The following is an 18,567-nucleotide window of genomic DNA, read 5'->3' as shown; positions in this document are numbered from 1 at the left end:
ATATTTGCCTTGAAGATTCAAGGCATGGTGTATTCTGATGGCTTTGGACGATATGCGGGCGGTAATTGATTAAGTTAATCAAGAGGTTAATTTCTTCTTAATTGTCTGTATGAGTTTGAAATACCAAGCCCGCGTGCTCCCGCATCTTGTGGAAACAGATAGCAGGCCAGTTCTCCTTTGCCACACTTAATTCTGCAGCGTATGAAGCGAGAAATGTAGGTGCATCGACCGCATCATAGGCAATACGGTGCGCGTTGGAATCGATAAAGCGTTGTAGTTCTTTGGGATCTTCTGCGGTAACCCAGCGGGCTAATTGATATTTGGCGGAGGCAATGCGTGCATCGACACCATACTCGTGCTGCAATCTATGCGTTACCACCTCAAACTGCAGATTTCCCACAGCACCCAGCAATAAAATGCTGCCTATGTGAGGGCGGAAAACTTGGATCGCACCTTCCTCGCCTAATTGTGCTAATCCTAGCTTAAGCTGTTTGCTACGCATTGGATCAGCGATTTCAACTGTCTGGAATATTTCAGGCGCAAAGAAGGGAAGGCCAGTAAAATGAAGTGCTTCTCCTTCGGTGAGGGTATCGCCGAGCTGCAATGTTCCATGATTAGGAATGCCGATAATATCACCAGCATAGGCAACTTCGAGTAGCTCCCGTCGTTGAGACAGAAAGGAAACAACCGTGTTGGTGCGTACTTCTTTGCCACTGCGGACAACCTTGAGATTCATTCCGCGTTTGAATTCTCCTGAGCAGATACGTACAAATGCAATACGATCCCGATGTGCGGGATTCATATTCGCCTGAATTTTAAAAACAACACCAGAGAATTTAGGTTCGACCGGCGGTACTTCACGCTGAATCGATTTACGTGAACCAGGGGGGGGAGCCAGGTCGATGAGCGCATCCAGAATTTCACGCACTCCAAAATTATTAATTGCTGAACCAAAAAATACCGGTGTTTGTTCGCCAGCAAGGAAAGCAGTGCGATCGAATTCTGGCGATACGCCGCGAACTAGATCAATTTCCTGGTGCGCTTCCATGAATCTGTCACCAAAGCGTTCAACCATCACCTTATCATCTAGGTTGGTGACCATATTATCTTCATTATCAACACGATCAGCGCCAGGGTGAAACACGCGCATGCAGTGATGCTGCAGATCAAATACGCCCTGAAATTGTTTACCCATTCCTATTGGCCAGGTAAAGGGTACGGTTGCCATATTGAGCGTGCGCTCAATTTCGTCGATAAGATCAAGCGGATTACGTACTTCGCGATCCATCTTGTTAATGAAAGTGAGAATGGGTGTGTTACGGGCGCGGCATACTTCCAATAAACGCAGTGTTTGAGCTTCCACACCATTAGCGGCATCAATGACCATCAATGCAGCATCTACGGCAGTAAGCACACGGTAGGTATCCTCGGAGAAATCCTGGTGGCCAGGTGTATCCAGTAAATTGATGACATGGTCCCGATATTCCATTTGCATCACTGAGCTTGCCACCGAGATACCGCGCTGCTTTTCAATCTCCATCCAGTCAGAGGTGGCATAGCGACTTGCTTTGCGAGCTTTGACGCTGCCAGCGATATGGATCGCTCCCGCAAACATAAGCAATTTCTCTGTTAATGTCGTTTTGCCTGCATCCGGGTGGGAAATAATGGCAAAGGTGCGGCGTCGTTTTACTTCTTGGTCAATCATGGTTGAAAATCCTTAATACTTAATGGCTAGTTATACTGAATTTTGATTTTGCGCATAAAGATAGCAATGAGCACTATGTGTCGGGCTAAATACGCTTTTATCTGGATAGATTTCGTGACAAATTGGCATTACGTAGGGGCAGCGGGGGTGAAAATAGCATCCTGACGGCGTATTGGCGGGGGAAGGTAGTTCGCTCTTTAAATGGATACTTTTGCGCTTGGAAGTTGCTTCGATCACGGGTACTGATGATAGCAGTGCCTGTGTATAAGGATGCTTGGGTGTGTTTAGCACTTCATCCACATGACCCTGTTCTACAATTTTCCCCAGATACATGACTGCTACTTCGTCAGCCAAATATTCTACTACCGCTATATTGTGTGTAATGAATAAATAAGCAAGACCCAGGCTCTGCTGTAAAGTTCTGAGCAAATTTAGGATTTGTGCTTGTACGGAAACATCCAGAGCGCTGGTTGGCTCATCACAAATCAATAATTTGGGATTAACCGCTAAGGCACGTGCTATTGCGATCCGCTGGCGCTGACCGCCCGAGAACTCATGTGGATAACGCCATTTTGCTTCTGCGGGCAAACCCACGCGTTGCAAGAGTTCATCAATCTCATTTTCTGTTCGATTTGATGATAGTTGGTAATCTGGTTTTATTTTATCGCGATGGTCAGAATCAAGTGCATTCATTCCTTCTTCTATGATATCGATGATACGCATTCTAGGGTTGAGGGATGAGTAGGGATCCTGAAAGATAATCTGAAATTCAGCCCGCTTCTTGCGTAGTTGATTGCGTGCCAATCCTGTGAGTTCGGCACCATCGAGTTGTACGCTCCCTGTCGTGGGAGGGATGAGTTGGCAAATACCTTTACCTACCGTGGTCTTGCCACAGCCTGATTCACCTACTAGCGCCAATGTTTTCCCCGCTGCAATCGTGAGTGAAACGCCATCTACTGCTTTGATGTAGCCAACAATATGTTTCAGCAGGCCTTTATGGATAGGAAAATGAATTTTAAGATCACTGACGTGCAACAGTGCAGCAGCATGATGAGGGGCTACCTTATCAGAATTGGCGAGTGCAGTTGTTTGTGCTGATATTTGAACTGGGTGGTTTAATTCTTCTGATTCGCTGAACAGATGGCATTTTACCTGATGACCAGGCGTTATTTCGATCCACTCTGGCGCTGTTTGGCGGCATAATTCCCAGGCATGATCGCAGCGGTCGGCAAAGCGGCAGCCTCGGAATAGTTGTGACAGGGGAGGAACATTACCGCTGATTACAGCCAAGCCCTGGTTGCGTTTGCTTTTCGTTGGCAGAGCAGCAAATAATTTCTGAGAATAAGGGTGAGCAGGCTGCCGAAAAAAATCTTCACGTGTTGCGGTTTCGATAATTTCTCCGGCGTACATGACAGCAACGCGGTGCGCCATTTCTGCCACCACTCCCAAGTCATGGGTGATCAGCAGGATTGCCATGTGGCTGCGTTGCTGTAGCTCGCGCATGAGATCCAGCACTTGTGCCTGGATGGTGACATCGAGCGCGGTTGTCGGCTCATCGGCGATAAGGAGCTCTGGCTGTCCTGCAAGTGCCATGGCGATCATTACACGTTGCTTCATGCCGCCAGAGAACTGGAACGGATAATCAGCCATGCGGCGCGATGCATCCGGGATGCCTACCTGCTGCAATATATCCAGTATGCGCTTTTGTATCTCGGTAGCATGCAAATCAAAGTGTTGCCTGAGCACTTCTTCAATTTGTGATGCGATAGTCATGACTGGATTCAGACTGAGCATCGGTTCCTGAAAAATCATGCTGATGCGTTTGCCTCGTATCTTTCGCATGGCGGTTTCTGGTAACAGCAGTAAATCATTGCCATTAATCTTGATATGGCCTTCAATGATTTCTGCTGTTTCCGGTAACAAGCGCATGATGGAAAGTGCTGTCATGGATTTACCGCAACCTGATTCTCCTAAGAGCGCGAATGTCTCGCCTTTGAAAATTTTTAACCCTAGTCCGTCTACTGCACGGACAGGTTCTGAGCCTGTATGCAGAATCGTTCTAAGTTGTTTAATTTCCAGCAATGGCGTCATGAGTGTGCTGTTTCCTTTATTTCTGGAGCAGTGGAGGAAATCGTCCTGCTGGATGAGGAAGTATTTGCTTGCGGCATGTTACCTGCTCGACTGGATGACTTGCTGGCTCTTTCTGATAGCGTTCTAATGCGCGGATTAAATGCGTTCTGAACGGCATCAGCAAAAAGGTTTGCGCTTAACACCAGGATAAACATGAATCCGAATGCTGCCAGCAGCGTCCACCACACCATTGGCTCTCGTGCCATTTCTAATCTTGCGGCATTAATCATGGTACCAAAACTGATCATGGAAGGATCAACGCCGACTCCCACATAGGAAAGTACGGCTTCTGCCAGCACCAGGCCGCTGAAATCCATGACGATAGCAATCAGCACGATATGCATGAGGTTGGGGAGAATATGGCGGCTGATAATCCGCCAATGTGAAACAGCAAATGCATGTGCGGCCTGAATATATTCCATTTCACGCAATTTCAGGGTTTCCCCGCGTAATAGTCGGCACAGGCCAGTCCAACTGGTGATTCCGAGTATGATACAAAGGAACAATAAGCGTAAATCAGCGCGTGCCGAAACAGTATCAAACATTTCTGGATGGGTTTCGATATATACCTGCATCATCAGAACTGCAGCGGCAATGAGCAGAACACTGGGAATCGAGCTTAATGTCGTGTAGGTATATTGAATGACATCATCGACCCAGCCGCGGAAATAGCCAGCGGCGATTCCTAATAGAAGCGCAAAAGGGAGCATGATTAGCGTGGTCAGCGTGCCAATCACGAGTCCGGTGCGAATACTCTTAAGCGATTGATATAGTACATCCTGTCCTACTTTATCAGTGCCAAGCACATAATAATGGCTGGATAACGCAATGATCATGCCTAGCAAGATGAATATCAGTCCAAGCGTAATTAATATTGCGTACCAGGGTGTTTCAGTCATGCCGCGCCAGATAGTGAGTTGCATGTGCAAAAAATTTGTATGATGCTGCCTGGCCAGAAGCATACCCAAAGCTATCACAATCACACCCCAGGCCAATAATCCCCATCCTGCACCTGCTATTGATCGTTTGGTAATATCACCTATTCGCTGCGTTTCAGGATCCTCTAAATGCGCACCGCCAAACATCAATCGAGTGAATTCTCGCGTTTGGCTGCCACTGGGTAATTCCACAGTTTCTTTTGCATAGAGATGGGCTGAGAGGGGAGCTGAGTATGTTTTTTCTACCCGGGTGCGCAACGGCGTCGCGATGATATCAAAAAGACTCAAAACTTCTACGCTGTAAACTTTTTCATCCCGATTACCTGTGTTATTGTCCAATGCAGGGCGGAAATGGATAGTATCGAGCAATCCGATCAGGATAAAGAAAACCAAGATGGTAAATGCAGCCATACCGCTTGCGCTATGTGTTATCCGCCGCCATGGCGTGAGCAGATGCGAATGACGCCGTATGTACCAGCCCATAGTGACCGCGGCAGCAGCAAGTAAATAGACTAATGCATCAGTCCAAAGAATAACCGGATCAAAAGGCATGATGATTTGAAATTCAGATGATTAGCGAAAGTAGTCAAACGACTATTGTAGAGCAATTTACTTGCAGATTTGGTATTGCAGGCGCAACTATTTCTGTTGTCGGGAAACCGGGCAAGTAGGCAAGAAATATTCCAGCTGATAACATTGAAATAAATAGATTAGCAAATTATTTTGCAAATGAATCTGATTTTTTAATCCTTATTTCCAATCAAATTATGAATGATAGACTAATCATAGCGCAGTCTGAAAGATCGATGCTTGATCTCTTGCTTCCTATGGCCAATCGCCATGGCCTGATTGCTGGAGCGACTGGCACAGGTAAGACGGTGACTTTGCAGCTTCTGGCTGAACAATTCTCCCGGGCTGGCATTCCCGTGTTTATGGCAGATATTAAAGGTGATCTGTCCGGGCTTGGTCAGGCCGGCGGCGGCAACGTGAAAGTGGAGGCGCGGGCTAAGGAGCTTGGATTAACGCCTATTGCATATGCGGCTAATCCGGTTGTTTATTGGGATGTCTTTGGGAAGAAGGGACATCCTGTACGTGCAACCATCTCCGATATGGGGCCCTTGTTGCTCGCACGTATGCTTAATCTCAACGATACCCAGACAGGCGTATTAACAGCAATATTCAAGATTGCGGATGATCAGGGCTGGTTGTTACTGGATCTGAAAGATTTGCGCGCCATGCTACAGTACGCTTCGCAGAATGCACGAAGCCTGGCGGCAGAATATGGCAATATTTCAGCTGCATCTGTAGGCGCGATTCAGCGGGGATTATTGCAGTTGGAGCATGAAGGAGGCGAGTATCTATTTGGTGAGCCGATGCTGAATTTTGCGCATCTCATGCAAACTGATGTACATGGTCGCGGTGTGATCAGTATTTTGTCGGCTGAGATGCTCCATAATACGCCTCGTCTTTATGCTACTTTGTTGCTGTGGCTGCTTTCAGAACTATATGAAAATCTAACTGAAGTAGGGGATGTGGACAAACCTAGACTGGTGTTTTTTTTCGATGAAGCGCATCTGCTGTTCAACGACGCGCCTAAAGTGCTACTGGATAAGATTGAGCAGGTGGTGCGATTGATTCGCTCGAAAGCAGTGGGGATCTATTTTGTCAGCCAGAACCCGCTGGATATTCCCGATGTTGTGCTGGGACAGCTAGGCAATCGGGTGCAACATGCATTGCGTGCTTTTACTCCCAGAGATCAGAAAGCGGTTAAATCTGCTGCCCAAACATTCCGTTCCAATCCTGGCATCAATGTAGAAACGAAAATTACCGAACTGGGCGTAGGCGAGGCTTTGATTTCTTTTCTGGATGAGAAGGGGCGCCCCCATCCCGTTGAGATTGGCAAGATTTTTCCACCCATGAGCCGCCTTGGTCCTGTAACTGATCAGGAGCGGCAGCAAATAATTCGTGATTCCGGTGTTTTTGGGTACTACGAGGAAACTATCGATCGCGAATCAGCTTATGAAATTCTGAAAGAACAGGTTAACAGGAAAACCGGTACAGAAATATTGTCAGAAAGCGATCGTGCATTTGACTGGCGCGACCTACTGGGGCAGCAAGCGGATAACAAAAGATCAGGACGCCAATCTCAGGGAATCATAGAAACAGTGGCTAAAAGCGCTGCCCGAACTGTGGGCACAGAGATTGGCCGGCAGATTTTACGGGGAGTACTCGGCTCTATCCTGGGCAAGAATCGCCGCTAATTTTGCTGCGATAGCGTTAGCTGACAGCTATGTCTCGCTGCCACAAGTATTTTCTCCAATAAAAAAGGCACTCCAGAGAGTGCCTTTTTCTGCTCTTATCGAAACTGGATTAGAAATCGTGACGCAGGCCTACTGAATAAACATTACGATCTGTGTCTGTACCTGGCGCTACATTTCTGTCTTTTACCCAGACGCGCTGATAACCACCAAACAGACTGGAACGTTTGCTCAGGCTATGAATAACACCTGCAGTAATGTTTTCAACATCTTTCTTGCCGGCTCCACCTGCAAGACTGTCGGCACGGGTCATACCACCCTGTACCACTAGCATGGTGTTGCCGATCGTGTAATCGGCGCCTGCTATCCAGAGATAACCATCACCGTTGGCATTCATGGCCGAGTTACATTGACCGCGTCCATCAAGAGTGCCTGAAGTTTGACCTCCGAACAGAGCGTTCGTAGCGGCTTGCCCAAAAGCAGCAGCATCAGTACAGGAGGCTGCACCGCCTAAAGGATTAGCATTGTTGACATATTCATACTGACCACGAATACGCAGATCGGCAATCGAGACCAATGCACCACCACGCCAGATTTCCTCATCATCGATTATATTAGCTAATGATTTCATACGATTGCTGATGTTATCACGTGAATAACCACCAAAAATGTCGAAACCGAGTGCATCGAACTGGCCGCTGTATTTACCTGCAATCTGGAAGTCCCATTCACCATCTTCACCGCCGGAGTTGCGTCCATCGGCACCTAATACCGGATCCAGTTTTCTGGCATCGCCTGGCATCAACAGGGCTGACATTGAGAATCCTTCAACCGAGGGTGAATCATAGCGAACCGCGCTGTTGACAAAGCTATTATCACCTGCCCCAAAACCATTTAGATTTGCGGTCATCAAACCACCGCTGCCATTGGCGTGCAAGCTGGTGTAGGCAAAAGGATCAATAGTGTGGCCGCCGGCGAAATCCTTAAAGGGTGATTGAACACGACCAAATTTGAGTTCACCCCATTGATTGCCGCCAAGACCAACCCATTGTTCCCGCGAAGTTTGTGTGCTGCCTGCACCCGGGTTGAAACCGAATTCGACGCGACCCATGGCTCTGAGACCCATTCCGAGATCTTCGGCAACATGCAGACCCCAGCGTGATTGAGCTGCATCATCAAGCACACCGGTTTGGGCGCCATTACCATCAATATCTACCGTAGCATATTCAGCTTGAATCCGTCCAAAAATGGTTACATGTGTACCTTGTGCAGTGGCAACTACTGGGGCTGCAAGTGCACCAGCTACCACCAACGCGATTAGTTTCTTTTTCATGTGAAACTCTCCTTTAAAATTAAAAAGACGGGGATCGTCATGCTTAAAATCGATTAAACTCATTCTTATCGAACGCTTTTCATTATCCAGGCCTTCCGAACTGGAAAGGTTAGGCAGATTGTGCCCAACACAAATCAGTCACGCAACAAAAAACGACTAAATTTTCAATTCTAAGCAACAATATGTTGCTTTTGTACAACATAGAAATTAACAAGTGATATTGTTCTTGGAAAAAGTATCCAAAAACAATTCAATTTCTTGCAGTTACAACATCAAATATGATCAAGCTCTAATATGAAGATTGATAAATCATCAGAGAGCTTATGAAGAGAATCATAGTGAGCGCTCTGAGAGCAAGACAGCTTGATTATCCCGTTTTTTTGAGAGGTGTAACTTTGTTGTTACAAATTCTGGGAATTTGACAAAATAGAGGTTCAGGTAGAGGACATACGTATCCGGTTTATTAATTTCTAAGCCACAAGCTGTTGTGGCAATCACTACGATATCTTTCTCATGTAAAGAATTTTTCCTGCTGTTCCTTACGTGCCTGAGCGCTTATACCAGCGTGATAGGGAATTGCTGGGATGCCATTTTCAGTCCGCTATGTTGATGTTTTCTCGACCTTCTTGCGGGACAAACAGTCAGTAAGCGATGCCGATGTCGCCTGCATGTCCAGTATGAATAAAGTTCAAGAGCTATATACCGGTTGGCATCAATACCAGGCAAACATGACTGCTAGCCACATGAGCGATGATTTTAGCTTGTTGTCCGCGGAACTCGCTATAGCCGAATATGTCTCTGAGGATGGTAAGTGCACGAGACATCGATTTGAAAGTTTTTGTTTGTCTGACAAAAACTGATTAACCAATCGGTTCATGAGCTAATGCTATTCCTGATTCCTGAAGCGTTCTATTTCACGCCGGTCACGTTTGGTGGGTCTGCCTTTGGTATAAAATTGCTGTGACTGCATTTTAATTTGCTCCGCAAGTGCAGCACGTGTTTCCCGACTTGCGTCGCTTTCCTCATATAGTTTTTGCGCTTCCACTGCAGAGCCGCGCTTATTGGATAAAGCTAGCACTTTAATTTCGTATTGATAATGCCCAATCCGAATGGTGAGCATGTCTCCTGTCGTTACAATCTTAGCTGGCTTTACCCGCATACCGTTGATGTGTACTTTGCTTCGCTCTACCGCTTCTGCCGCTAAAGAGCGCGTTTTAAAAAAACGTGCGGCATAAAGCCATTTGTCAATGCGGAATTTTTCGATATCGTTTTTTGTCGTCATCGGTTAATCATATCAATAAATCTCTGGCTCTTATGCAAAGAGTGCAAGAACGATCAGCCAGGATAAAAAACGTCAAAACGGCAATGCCAATATGCCGGTACAGTGGGGCAGGGTAGCATGCGCTGAACCGTTGCGCAGAATGCATGCTGAGATCGCAGGAGTCGTTTCAACATGAACTAAAGGACTGATCGCATCGAAAAACTGATAGTTTGATGAGCGTGAGAGAGACGTAGCAGATATACTTGAACGGCAATTAGCAAAGAAGGCAGAATTGCAGGATTATTATATAATTAGCAAATAGGTAAAATTGCAGATTGAAGATTAGTTTTCTGATGATCAGAAAGTCTGTGCCGGATCATCAATAGCTAATATCTGCGTGATACGAGCATTCCTAGAATAATGTTTTTGAATATAAAGCACTATATACACTCAGGTATGCATTACGTTTGCAAGAATCTGTTCTTTGTTGCGTATCAAAGGCATTATTTCTTCATATTTCGCGCTACATACAATAAACAATTTTCTTAAATAACTTTTAAAAAAACCACAATGCCTGTCTGGAGATAAATAATGGCGGTAGCTGATGTTTTAAAAAAAATTCAAGACCATGAAGTTAAATTTGTTGATCTGCGTTTTACTGATACCAATGGCAAGGAGCATCATGTAACGGTTCCTGCTCATACGTTCACCGCGGACAAATTTGAGGATGGACATGCGTTTGATGGTTCTTCTATTTCTGGCTGGAAGGGGATTCATGCTTCAGATATGCTGCTCATGCCTGATCCAGAGACCGCGACGATGGATCCTTTCATGGATGAAGCAACATTGTTTCTTACTTGTGATGTGGTTGATCCTTCTGACGGGCAAGGCTATAACCGCGATCCACGTTCACTAGCAAAGCGCGGTGAAGTCTACCTTAAATCGACAGGTATTGGAGATGTTGCCTACTTCGGTCCTGAGCTTGAGTTTTTTATCTTTGATTCTGTACGCTGGCAAACCAGTATGGCAGGTTGTTTCCTGGAGATCGAGTCTGAGGAAGCTGCCTGGAGTTCAAAAAAGAAATACGAGAGTGGCAATATTGGACATCGGCCTACTATCAAAGGTGGTTACTTTCCTGTGCCGCCAGTTGATTCGTTACATGATATCCGCTCGGCGATGTGCCTTGTTCTGGAAGAAATGGGGATTAGTGTTGAGGTTCATCATCATGAAGTTGCCAATGCGGGGCAATGTGAAATTGGCACTCGATTTAATAGTTTAGTAAAGCGCGCAGACTGGAATCAGATGCTTAAATATGTTGTGCATAATGTCGCACACTCTTATGGAAAGACAGCAACATTTATGCCAAAGCCTATTGTGGGTGATAATGGTTCTGGCATGCATGTCCATCAATCCATCTGGAAAGATGGAAAAAATCTATTCTCAGGAAATGGTTATGCCGGGATGTCTGAAACAGCGCTATATTACATTGGTGGCGTTATTAAGCATGCAAAAGCATTGAACGCCATAACGAATCCTGGAACCAATTCATACAAAAGATTAGTCGCTGGCTTTGAGGCACCCGTCAATATTGCTTATTCTGCCAGTAATCGTTCTGCTGCAGTGCGTATTCCCCATGCCAGCAATCCAAAGCAACGGCGTATTGAAATACGTTTTCCTGATCCACTCGCCAATCCATACCTATCATTTACCGCATTGTTGATGGCTGGGCTTGATGGTATCCAGAATAAAATTCATCCCGGCGAGCCGATGGATAAAAATCTTTATGATCTTCCTCCTGAAGAAGCATCCAAGGTGCCAGGTACTTGTAATTCCTTGGAGGAGGCCCTTGAGAACCTCAATAAGGATCGTGAATTTCTTACCCGGGGTGGTGTGTTTTCCAATGATATGATCGATGCTTACATCGCGTTGAAGATGGAGGAGGCGATGCTCTATCGTATTAATACGCACCCGATCGAGTTTTCAATGTATTACAGTTTGTAAATAAAAGGCGAATTTTAAGCGTTTATTGTTTTATTGTCTTGGCGCCATTTGATTGAAAATTTAATTAACTTTAAATTTTTAGTCGAGGGGTGCAATGAGACAGAAAGAATTTGCTGCTGCTTCGGTTTTGATAATTTTATTAACGATGACAGCTTCTTATGCAGTAGCGGGTATCTATAAGCTTGTAGACGAAAATGGTCATGTAACCTATACCAACACCCCAGCAAAAAAAGGGCAAAAGCTTCAAGCCGGCGCTTCACAGCCTAAAGCAGTAGCAAAAGCCCCGATGCCGGCGTCCTTGCCCATTAGAAATTTTCCCAAAGTAAGCGAGGGGCAGCAAAAGCAGCGAGACGTTAATCGCCGGCAGATTCTTGAAAGTGAGTTAGCTACAGAAACAAAACTCTTGGCAGAGATACAGCATGCTTTAAATAAAGCTATCGAAAATTTAAGACTGGTTATGGCTGATCCTGTTCCATTATTACCTGATGCTCATACTTTTCAAGATGAAAATATAAAGAAGCTCCGTCATCAAGCAACATTGCATGAAAGAAATATCATGGCGTTGCGTACTGAACTGGAAAGTTTCTAACCAGTGAAGATAATTACGATACTCTTGCCCTTGGCACTGTTTGTATTTAGTTGTGCCAGCATGGCTCAGTCAGCAGTATACAAGCATGTAGACCAATACGGTCAAACCGTTTATTCCAATATTGAAATAAAAGGTGCCAGCGGGATTGATTTGCCCAAGATAACAGTATTGCCAGCAGTCCGTTACGGTTCAGCAATTCCACCAATAAAAGAAAGCGCAACATTACCTCAGCAAAATGAGGCAATCGATAAGAAAATCGATCAGGAATCAAAGCAAGTGCACATGAGTGAAGCAGTTCGTCCAGATTCTTCTGACGAAGAGATGAATCAATCGAATGCTCAAGAGCGGGTGCAACAAATCATGGAGGAAATGGCGCTTTACGAGAATAATATCGAAGCGCTTGAAATAGAGCTTTATAATTTAGGAAGCGGTATTGATGAGCGCGCGGGAGAGTAAATTAACATAATCTGCCCCGTGCGGTGAAGTTGCGTTTATTAACGATACGGTCGCGCAGATTATGATAGTCAATACAGCGTTTTGGAATCTAGGTTATCTGGATTGGCAATTCATTGGAAATTTGATCGATCAGGCTACTGTTGATCTGCTCTATATGGATGATGATGTGGAAGAATGGATTGTAATTTCTTGTCATTTTGATTTGATGACATGAATGTTCTTGAACTTAAAGTGCCGCCAGCCATTGTAGTGGTACTGATTGGTATCATCATGTGGCTTGCGGCAGATCTTGTTCCTGAATTAGCGCTAATTATTCCGGGACGCAACATTATTGCGGCGGTTATCGGGTTGGTTGGTGTTACGCTTATTCTGACAGGTGCGGTAGCGTTCAGAGTGGCGGGAACAACAGTCAATCCAATGCAGCCAGATAAAACATCGTCCATCGTAACCAGGGGTGTCTATAAAATAAGCCGTAACCCCATGTATGCTGGTTTCTTGCTGATACTTTTAGCATGGGCGCTACTATTGTCGAATATATTTTCCTTCATAATGTTGCTTGCCTTTGTTTGGTATATGAATCGTTTTCAGATTATGCCGGAAGAGCGAGCATTGCTGGCTAAATTTGGTCAGGAATACATCGCCTATATGAAAGGTACGCGCAGATGGTTTTGATACATGATGTTTTGCGTCATGATATGCTGTGATCGAGAAAATTGAAATTGCGCATTGCAATGATGCACTTATCAATCAGTTAATTGGTAACGAGGACGACCTCGTTAAGCCAATATCCATCGGGGACGACCCCATTTGTCTGGGAGAAAACGATATGGCTTGGGTCATTCTTGTTTTGGCGGGTATGTTTGAGGTTGGCTGGGCTGTTGGATTGAAATACACCGAGGGCTTTAGCCGTTTCTGGCCTACTCTGGGAACAGTTCTTGCGATCATTGTCAGTCTTTGGCTGCTGGGCATTGCCATGAAGTCGCTACCCGTTGGCACTGCCTACAGTGTTTGGGTGGGGGTGGGAATAGTTGGTACCGTTATCCTGGGCATTGTGTTGTTTGAAGAACCTGCTAATGCAATGCGGCTGGTCAGTGTCGGGTTGATTGTTGCCGGCATCATTGGTCTCAAGCTGACTTAGCAGCTATTTTCTATCAGGAAATACACTGTGACCGTTTTCCATACTGCACGACAAGGAAGTAGTCTATGAACGAACCAACCATCACTTGCCCTAATTGTCACACTGAAATTCGGCTCACTGAATCGCTGGCTGCACCTTTGCTGGCTGCTACCCGTCAGCAATATCAGCAACTGCTCGCGCAAAAAGAGCATGAAGTTTCCAAACGTGAACAGGAAATCCGGGAGCAGGAAAAGCGCTTGATTGATGCCAGGCGAGATCTTGAGCAACACATCACTGATCAGGTCGCCGCTCAACTTAAGACTGAGCGCATGCGCTTAATTGAGGATGAATCCAGAAAAGCCAGATTGGCAGTCGCTTCCGAATTGGAAGGAAAAGGTCGGGAGCTGGCTGATCTTCAGGAACTGCTCAAAATACGCGACCAGAAGCTGGCTGAAGCTCAGCATGCGCAAGTAGAGCTCATCAAGAAACAGCGCGAGCTGGACGATGCTAAACGTGAACTGGAATTGACCGTTGAGAAGCGAGTGCAAGAAAATCTGGCTATAGTGCGCTCTCATGCGCGTCGTGAAGCAGAAGAGAGTCTCAAACTGAAAGTGATGGAAAAGGATCAAACCATAGTCGCCATGCAGCAAAAGATAGAAGAACTCAAACAGAAAGCTGAGCAGGGTTCGCAGCAGTTGCAGGGTGAAGTGCAGGAACTGGCACTGGAAGAATTGCTGCGTGCCAAATTTCCATCGGATTCCGTTGAGCCGGTCCCAAAAGGTGATTTCGGAGGGGATGTATTGCATCACGTGTTCAGTCAAAGTGGTCAGCGAAATGGCGCAATTTTGTGGGAATCCAAACGGACCAAGCATTGGAGTGATGGGTGGTTGGTAAAACTGCGTGAGGATCAACGCAACGCAAAAGCAGAAGTATCAGTTTTGATCAGTCAGGTGTTACCCAAGGGAGTCGAAACCTTTGATGTCATAGAGGGGGTCTGGGTAACGCATCCGCGGGCAGCATTGCCTGTGGCGACGATCTTGCGTCATACGCTACTTCAGGTCAATCTGGCACGGCAGGTTTCAGCAGGGCAGCAGACCAAGACCGAATTGGTTTATCAGTACTTGACTGGATCGCGTTTTCGTCAGCGGGTAGAGGCGATTGTCGAGGCCTTTACCACCATGCAGGAAGACCTGGATAAAGAGCGTAAAGTCATCCTGAAGCAATGGGCTAAACGCGAGCAGCAGATTGAGCGGGTAATGGCTGCGACAGTAGGTATGTATGGTGACTTGCAAGGGATCGCTGGAAAATCGCTGCAAGAAATTGAAGGTTTGGCGTTTGAGGCTATTGAGATAAAAGAATTGGATCTTTAAACAAAAATTTTTGCCATTTTATTTATTGACTGGCGCGATGATTGCCGACTTGCTTTCTATGTAATTGACAACATATAGGGTGTTCAGTACATTTCATCTGGACTCGGAAAAAATGGTGCAGATGGAGATTCTTTAATTCGGAATTGAATCAGTCATTTATCCCATTCATGGAGAAAGCAATCATGGAACAGCCTGCCGTAACCAAGTTCGAATTACCCGATGACGTCATCGCGCTGATCCCTATGCGCAACGTGGTGCTATTTCCACATGTCCTCATGCCGATTACTGTCGGGCGAATCAAGTCACTTGCCACAGTCGAGCATGCGCTGCAATTGAACTCCTCCATTGGCATCGTCTTGCAACGAGATGCTGCAGCTGATGATCCCGGACTGGATGAGTTATGTTCGATTGGCACCGTTGCTAGAATTGTACGCCACATTACTTCGGCAGATGGCACGCAGCATATTGTATGTCAGGGAGTGGAGCGCTTCCAGATTGAGGCATTGATTGAAGGCTATCCTTTTTTGGCTGCGCGGATAAGTTATATCGAAGATACTTCACAGCCATCTACTCAAGCTGAAGCCCTCGCGGTACAACTGCGCGAGCGTGCAACCGAAATTCTGTCATTATTACCAGGCATCCCGGCAGAACTTGGGCATGCCTTGCAAACGACGCGCGCACCTGCGCAGCTTGCTGACATAACAGCCAGTCTGCTCGATACGGAAGTCAATGAAAAGCAGGTGCTACTTGAAACGATCAATCTCGAAGAGCGGCTCCAGAAAGTGCTGAAAGTATTGTCGCACCGGATCGAAGTGTTAAGGCTATCGAAAGAAATCAGTGAACGTACCAAGGAACAGATGGAAGATCGCGAACGCAAGTATTTATTGCGTGAGCAATTGAAAGCGATCCAGAAAGAATTGGGTGAGAATGGTGATCATGATCAGGAAATTGCCCAATTGAATGAAGCCATCACAAAAGCAGGCATGCCTGCTGAGATCGAAACACAAGTCCGCAAGGAACTGCAGCGACTGCAGCGTATGCCGAGTGCCTCAGGCGAGTACTCGATGCTTCATACTTACCTGGAATGGATGACTGAATTGCCTTGGCGGTTACCGGAGGATACGCCAATTGATCTTAATATTGCTCGCGCAGTGCTGGAAGCTGATCACTTTGGGCTGGAGCGTGTCAAGCAGCGTATTATCGAGTTTCTGGCAGTTCAGAAACTGAAACCGCAAGGCCGGGCGCCTATTCTTTGTTTTGTCGGTCCGCCCGGAGTTGGGAAAACATCGCTTGGGCAGAGTATCGCCCGTGCCTTGCAACGACCATTCGTACGAGTATCGCTGGGAGGTATACACGATGAAGCGGAAATGCGTGGTCACCGCCGCACTTATGTAGGTGCGATGCCGGGAAACATCGTGCAGGGCTTGCGCAAGGCAGGAGCGCGTAATTGTGTGATGATGCTTGATGAAATCGATAAGATGACAGTGAGCGCGCACGGCGATCCAGCGGCAGCGCTGCTTGAGATCCTGGATCCAGAGCAAAACTCCACTTTTCGCGATAATTATCTCGGCGTCCCATTTGATTTGAGTCGAGTGATTTTTATTGCTACCGCCAATGTGATCGACCAAGTCTCTCCTCCGGTGCGTGACCGCATGGAAATCATTGATCTGCCTGGCTATACTCGCGAGGAAAAGCTTCAAATCGGATTACGTTATCTGGTGCAGCGCCAGCGTGAAGCCAATGGCTTGCGGGAAGACCAATGCGAGCTGACAGTCGAGGCGCTGGATAGCCTCATTGCGAACTATACCCGGGAAGCAGGTGTGCGCCAGCTGGAACGTGAAATTGGCCGGGTCATGCGTCATACTGCTTTGCACATTGCAGAAGATGCACAACTGCAAGTGCGCATTGACGCGTCTGATCTGGATACCATCCTGGGGCCAGCCAAGTATGAACATGAAGTCGCCTCGCGTACTAGTCTGCCTGGGGTAGCGACTGGGCTGGCATGGACGCCGGTGGGAGGCGATATTCTGTTCATTGAGGCTACCCGTGTGAGCGGTAGCGGACGGCTGATTCTTACCGGACAACTTGGCGATGTCATGAAGGAAAGCGCGCAGGCGGCACTGACTTTGGTAAAAGCGCGCGCTCATGAGCTGAACATTCCGGCCTCGATGTTCGATGGAATCGATGTTCATCTACATGTTCCAGCAGGGGCTATACCGAAGGATGGACCGAGTGCAGGCGTAGCAATGTTTATTGCGCTTGCTTCGCTGTTTACCAACCGGCCGGTACACCATGAAGTTGCGATGACGGGCGAGATTAGTTTGCGTGGACTGGTGCTGCCAGTCGGTGGTATCAAGGAAAAGGTACTGGCTGCGCAAAGAGCGGGTCTGCGGACAGTACTCTTGCCAGCACGCAATCAGAAGGATTTGCGCGATGTGCCAGAAACAGCAAAATCTGCCATACAATTTATTTATTTGGAAACAGCCGATGATGCGGTTCAAGCGGCACTGGGCCAGGCAAACCATGCTGCGTCGGCAGAATTCAAACTTGTTTAAAACCTGGCGACTGCTTGGGTTAAATGAGTGCAATCTATGCCCTGGACTGCTACACATTACCCAGCGGCTATGCAAAATTTACCGCTGTTTGTCCGACTGAAAGCCATTGCGATTGCTAATGCTTTACTGGCTGAAGGAATGGAAGAGGGGCGGGCGATCCGTATCGCCATTGCCAAGGCAAAGCAAAGAGCTTATCGCGAGACTAGTCGATTCGGCTAAATTCAAATATACAAACAAGAATGATTGCCTCATATTGATAAGCTCGCCATGTCTCCATTGAACCGCCGCTTCTTGCTGATTACGATCACTATTCTTGCTACGATTATTTCTGCATGGGTAGTCGAGTTTCTATTGAGCCTCTCTGCTCATTGGCCATTTGCACATAGTCAGCCAGGCCATATACTGGGGTGGTTAGGATTAGCAATAATTTTACTTACTTTTGTTTACCCTTGGAAAAAGCGGCATGCTCCATCGGGAAACTGGCCCAGACAGTGGTTCATGATTCATATGCTGTGTGGGGTTCTGGGGCCATTGTTAATTTTGGTGCACTCTGGGTGGCATTTACATGCAGGCGTGGCTGTGCTGGCATTGCTAGCGATGGGTGGTGTAGCAATCACAGGCATTATTGGCAAAACCATTCATCGTGTTGCATTGCAAACGCTGATTAGTCAACGGCGCGAACTGACAGAACAAGGGCTATCTCAAGAGCAGATTGAACAAACGCTTGACGATCTCGCATCACAGGAAAGTCTATTTCGTATGTGGCAGGTTATTCATGTACCGCTGGCAATTATCTTTATGGTGTTAACTATTTTGCACATTATTGGCGCTCTTTTCTTTGCTGGATTGTAAAT

The 18,567-nt window shown here is 46.6% G+C and carries 17 protein-coding genes; 12 read left to right on the top strand and 5 right to left on the bottom strand.

Annotated features, from left to right (window positions below; genetic code table 11):
* Positions 1 to 97: 97 nt before the first annotated feature.
* From J5I83_RS08750 to J5I83_RS08740, 3 genes are read right to left on the bottom strand one after another with little or no spacing between them, the layout of a single operon-like run.
* Positions 98 to 1,705, bottom strand: a complete 1,608-nt coding sequence (locus J5I83_RS08750) for a peptide chain release factor 3 (RefSeq protein WP_304055054.1) — start codon at positions 1,703 to 1,705, stop codon at positions 98 to 100.
* A 30-nt stretch (positions 1,706 to 1,735) separates the two neighbouring features.
* On the bottom strand, positions 1,736 to 3,796 hold the full coding sequence (locus tag J5I83_RS08745; protein ID WP_304055051.1) for a dipeptide ABC transporter ATP-binding protein: 2,061 nt from the start codon (positions 3,794 to 3,796) through the stop codon (positions 1,736 to 1,738).
* Complete coding sequence (locus J5I83_RS08740; protein ID WP_304055050.1) at positions 3,793 to 5,325, bottom strand: ABC transporter permease; 1,533 nt, start codon at positions 5,323 to 5,325, stop codon at positions 3,793 to 3,795. Before J5I83_RS08740 ends, J5I83_RS08745 begins: the two co-directional genes overlap by 4 nt.
* A 215-nt stretch (positions 5,326 to 5,540) precedes the next feature.
* Here J5I83_RS08740 and J5I83_RS08735 point away from each other — a divergent pair, with 215 nt between their 5' ends.
* On the top strand, positions 5,541 to 7,034 hold the full coding sequence (locus J5I83_RS08735) for a helicase HerA-like domain-containing protein (RefSeq protein WP_304055048.1): 1,494 nt from the start codon (positions 5,541 to 5,543) through the stop codon (positions 7,032 to 7,034).
* 109 nt (positions 7,035 to 7,143) lie between these two features.
* Here J5I83_RS08735 and J5I83_RS08730 read toward each other — a convergent pair whose 3' ends face one another.
* Positions 7,144 to 8,364 (bottom strand): porin, encoded by a 1,221-nt coding sequence (locus J5I83_RS08730; RefSeq protein WP_304055047.1) that lies wholly within the window; start codon positions 8,362 to 8,364, stop codon positions 7,144 to 7,146.
* A gap of 584 nt (positions 8,365 to 8,948) precedes the next feature.
* On the opposite strand from J5I83_RS08730, the gene J5I83_RS08725 reads away from it, so the two are divergent.
* The gene (locus tag J5I83_RS08725; RefSeq protein WP_304055046.1) at positions 8,949 to 9,224 is read left to right on the top strand and encodes a hypothetical protein; all 276 of its coding nucleotides are present in this window, start codon (positions 8,949 to 8,951) and stop codon (positions 9,222 to 9,224) included.
* Positions 9,225 to 9,250: 26 nt separating this feature from the next.
* Here J5I83_RS08725 and J5I83_RS08720 read toward each other — a convergent pair whose 3' ends face one another.
* A complete protein-coding gene (locus J5I83_RS08720) occupies positions 9,251 to 9,646 on the bottom strand; it encodes an RNA-binding S4 domain-containing protein (protein ID WP_304055044.1) in 396 nt (131 codons plus the stop codon).
* A 570-nt stretch (positions 9,647 to 10,216) separates the two neighbouring features.
* On the opposite strand from J5I83_RS08720, the gene glnA reads away from it, so the two are divergent.
* From glnA to J5I83_RS08670, 10 genes are all read left to right on the top strand, one after another.
* Complete coding sequence (glnA, locus tag J5I83_RS08715; protein ID WP_304055042.1) at positions 10,217 to 11,626, top strand: type I glutamate--ammonia ligase; 1,410 nt, start codon at positions 10,217 to 10,219, stop codon at positions 11,624 to 11,626.
* A 94-nt stretch (positions 11,627 to 11,720) separates the two neighbouring features.
* Positions 11,721 to 12,215, top strand: coding sequence for a DUF4124 domain-containing protein (locus J5I83_RS08710; protein ID WP_304055041.1), 495 nt, complete (start codon positions 11,721 to 11,723; stop codon positions 12,213 to 12,215).
* Between the two features lie 3 nt (positions 12,216 to 12,218).
* Positions 12,219 to 12,671, top strand: a complete 453-nt coding sequence (locus tag J5I83_RS08705; protein WP_304055038.1) for a DUF4124 domain-containing protein — start codon at positions 12,219 to 12,221, stop codon at positions 12,669 to 12,671.
* 61 nt (positions 12,672 to 12,732) lie between these two features.
* Positions 12,733 to 12,885: a hypothetical protein gene (locus J5I83_RS08700; protein WP_304055036.1), complete on the top strand. Its 153-nt coding sequence runs from the start codon at positions 12,733 to 12,735 to the stop codon at positions 12,883 to 12,885.
* The gene (locus J5I83_RS08695) at positions 12,882 to 13,343 is read left to right on the top strand and encodes an isoprenylcysteine carboxylmethyltransferase family protein (protein WP_304055035.1); all 462 of its coding nucleotides are present in this window, start codon (positions 12,882 to 12,884) and stop codon (positions 13,341 to 13,343) included. The genes J5I83_RS08700 and J5I83_RS08695 overlap by 4 nt, the downstream gene beginning before the upstream one ends.
* Positions 13,344 to 13,497: 154 nt before the next feature.
* A complete protein-coding gene (gene sugE, locus J5I83_RS08690) occupies positions 13,498 to 13,809 on the top strand; it encodes a quaternary ammonium compound efflux SMR transporter SugE (RefSeq protein ID WP_304055089.1) in 312 nt (103 codons plus the stop codon).
* A 65-nt stretch (positions 13,810 to 13,874) separates the two neighbouring features.
* Entirely contained in the window at positions 13,875 to 15,158 is a 1,284-nt protein-coding gene (locus J5I83_RS08685) for a DUF2130 domain-containing protein (RefSeq protein WP_304055033.1), read from the top strand.
* 182 nt (positions 15,159 to 15,340) lie between these two features.
* A complete protein-coding gene (gene lon / locus J5I83_RS08680) occupies positions 15,341 to 17,713 on the top strand; it encodes an endopeptidase La (RefSeq protein WP_304055031.1) in 2,373 nt (790 codons plus the stop codon).
* A 36-nt stretch (positions 17,714 to 17,749) separates the two neighbouring features.
* A complete protein-coding gene (locus tag J5I83_RS08675) occupies positions 17,750 to 17,932 on the top strand; it encodes a hypothetical protein (RefSeq protein WP_304055030.1) in 183 nt (60 codons plus the stop codon).
* Between the two features lie 48 nt (positions 17,933 to 17,980).
* Positions 17,981 to 18,565 (top strand): hypothetical protein, encoded by a 585-nt coding sequence (locus J5I83_RS08670; protein ID WP_304055027.1) that lies wholly within the window; start codon positions 17,981 to 17,983, stop codon positions 18,563 to 18,565.
* Positions 18,566 to 18,567 lie beyond the last annotated feature (2 nt).

Source organism: Nitrosomonas communis (assembly GCF_024102715.1).
GTDB lineage: Bacteria > Pseudomonadota > Gammaproteobacteria > Burkholderiales > Nitrosomonadaceae > Nitrosomonas > Nitrosomonas communis_B.
Note: the sequence above shows the minus strand (reverse complement) of the source record. Positions and strands in the feature narration are given on the sequence as shown.

Coding starts and splice junctions, on each gene's coding strand:
- J5I83_RS08750 (WP_304055054.1), bottom strand. CDS start 1,705: ATGATTGACCAAGAAGTAAAACGACGCCGCACCTTTGCCATTATTTCC.
- J5I83_RS08745 (WP_304055051.1), bottom strand. CDS start 3,796: ATGACGCCATTGCTGGAAATTAAACAACTTAGAACGATTCTGCATACA.
- J5I83_RS08740 (WP_304055050.1), bottom strand. CDS start 5,325: ATGCCTTTTGATCCGGTTATTCTTTGGACTGATGCATTAGTCTATTTA.
- J5I83_RS08735 (WP_304055048.1), top strand. CDS start 5,541: ATGAATGATAGACTAATCATAGCGCAGTCTGAAAGATCGATGCTTGAT.
- J5I83_RS08730 (WP_304055047.1), bottom strand. CDS start 8,364: ATGAAAAAGAAACTAATCGCGTTGGTGGTAGCTGGTGCACTTGCAGCC.
- J5I83_RS08725 (WP_304055046.1), top strand. CDS start 8,949: ATGCCATTTTCAGTCCGCTATGTTGATGTTTTCTCGACCTTCTTGCGG.
- J5I83_RS08720 (WP_304055044.1), bottom strand. CDS start 9,646: ATGACGACAAAAAACGATATCGAAAAATTCCGCATTGACAAATGGCTT.
- glnA (WP_304055042.1), top strand. CDS start 10,217: ATGGCGGTAGCTGATGTTTTAAAAAAAATTCAAGACCATGAAGTTAAA.
- J5I83_RS08710 (WP_304055041.1), top strand. CDS start 11,721: ATGAGACAGAAAGAATTTGCTGCTGCTTCGGTTTTGATAATTTTATTA.
- J5I83_RS08700 (WP_304055036.1), top strand. CDS start 12,733: ATGATAGTCAATACAGCGTTTTGGAATCTAGGTTATCTGGATTGGCAA.
- J5I83_RS08695 (WP_304055035.1), top strand. CDS start 12,882: ATGAATGTTCTTGAACTTAAAGTGCCGCCAGCCATTGTAGTGGTACTG.
- sugE (WP_304055089.1), top strand. CDS start 13,498: ATGGCTTGGGTCATTCTTGTTTTGGCGGGTATGTTTGAGGTTGGCTGG.
- J5I83_RS08685 (WP_304055033.1), top strand. CDS start 13,875: ATGAACGAACCAACCATCACTTGCCCTAATTGTCACACTGAAATTCGG.
- lon (WP_304055031.1), top strand. CDS start 15,341: ATGGAACAGCCTGCCGTAACCAAGTTCGAATTACCCGATGACGTCATC.
- J5I83_RS08675 (WP_304055030.1), top strand. CDS start 17,750: ATGCCCTGGACTGCTACACATTACCCAGCGGCTATGCAAAATTTACCG.
- J5I83_RS08670 (WP_304055027.1), top strand. CDS start 17,981: ATGTCTCCATTGAACCGCCGCTTCTTGCTGATTACGATCACTATTCTT.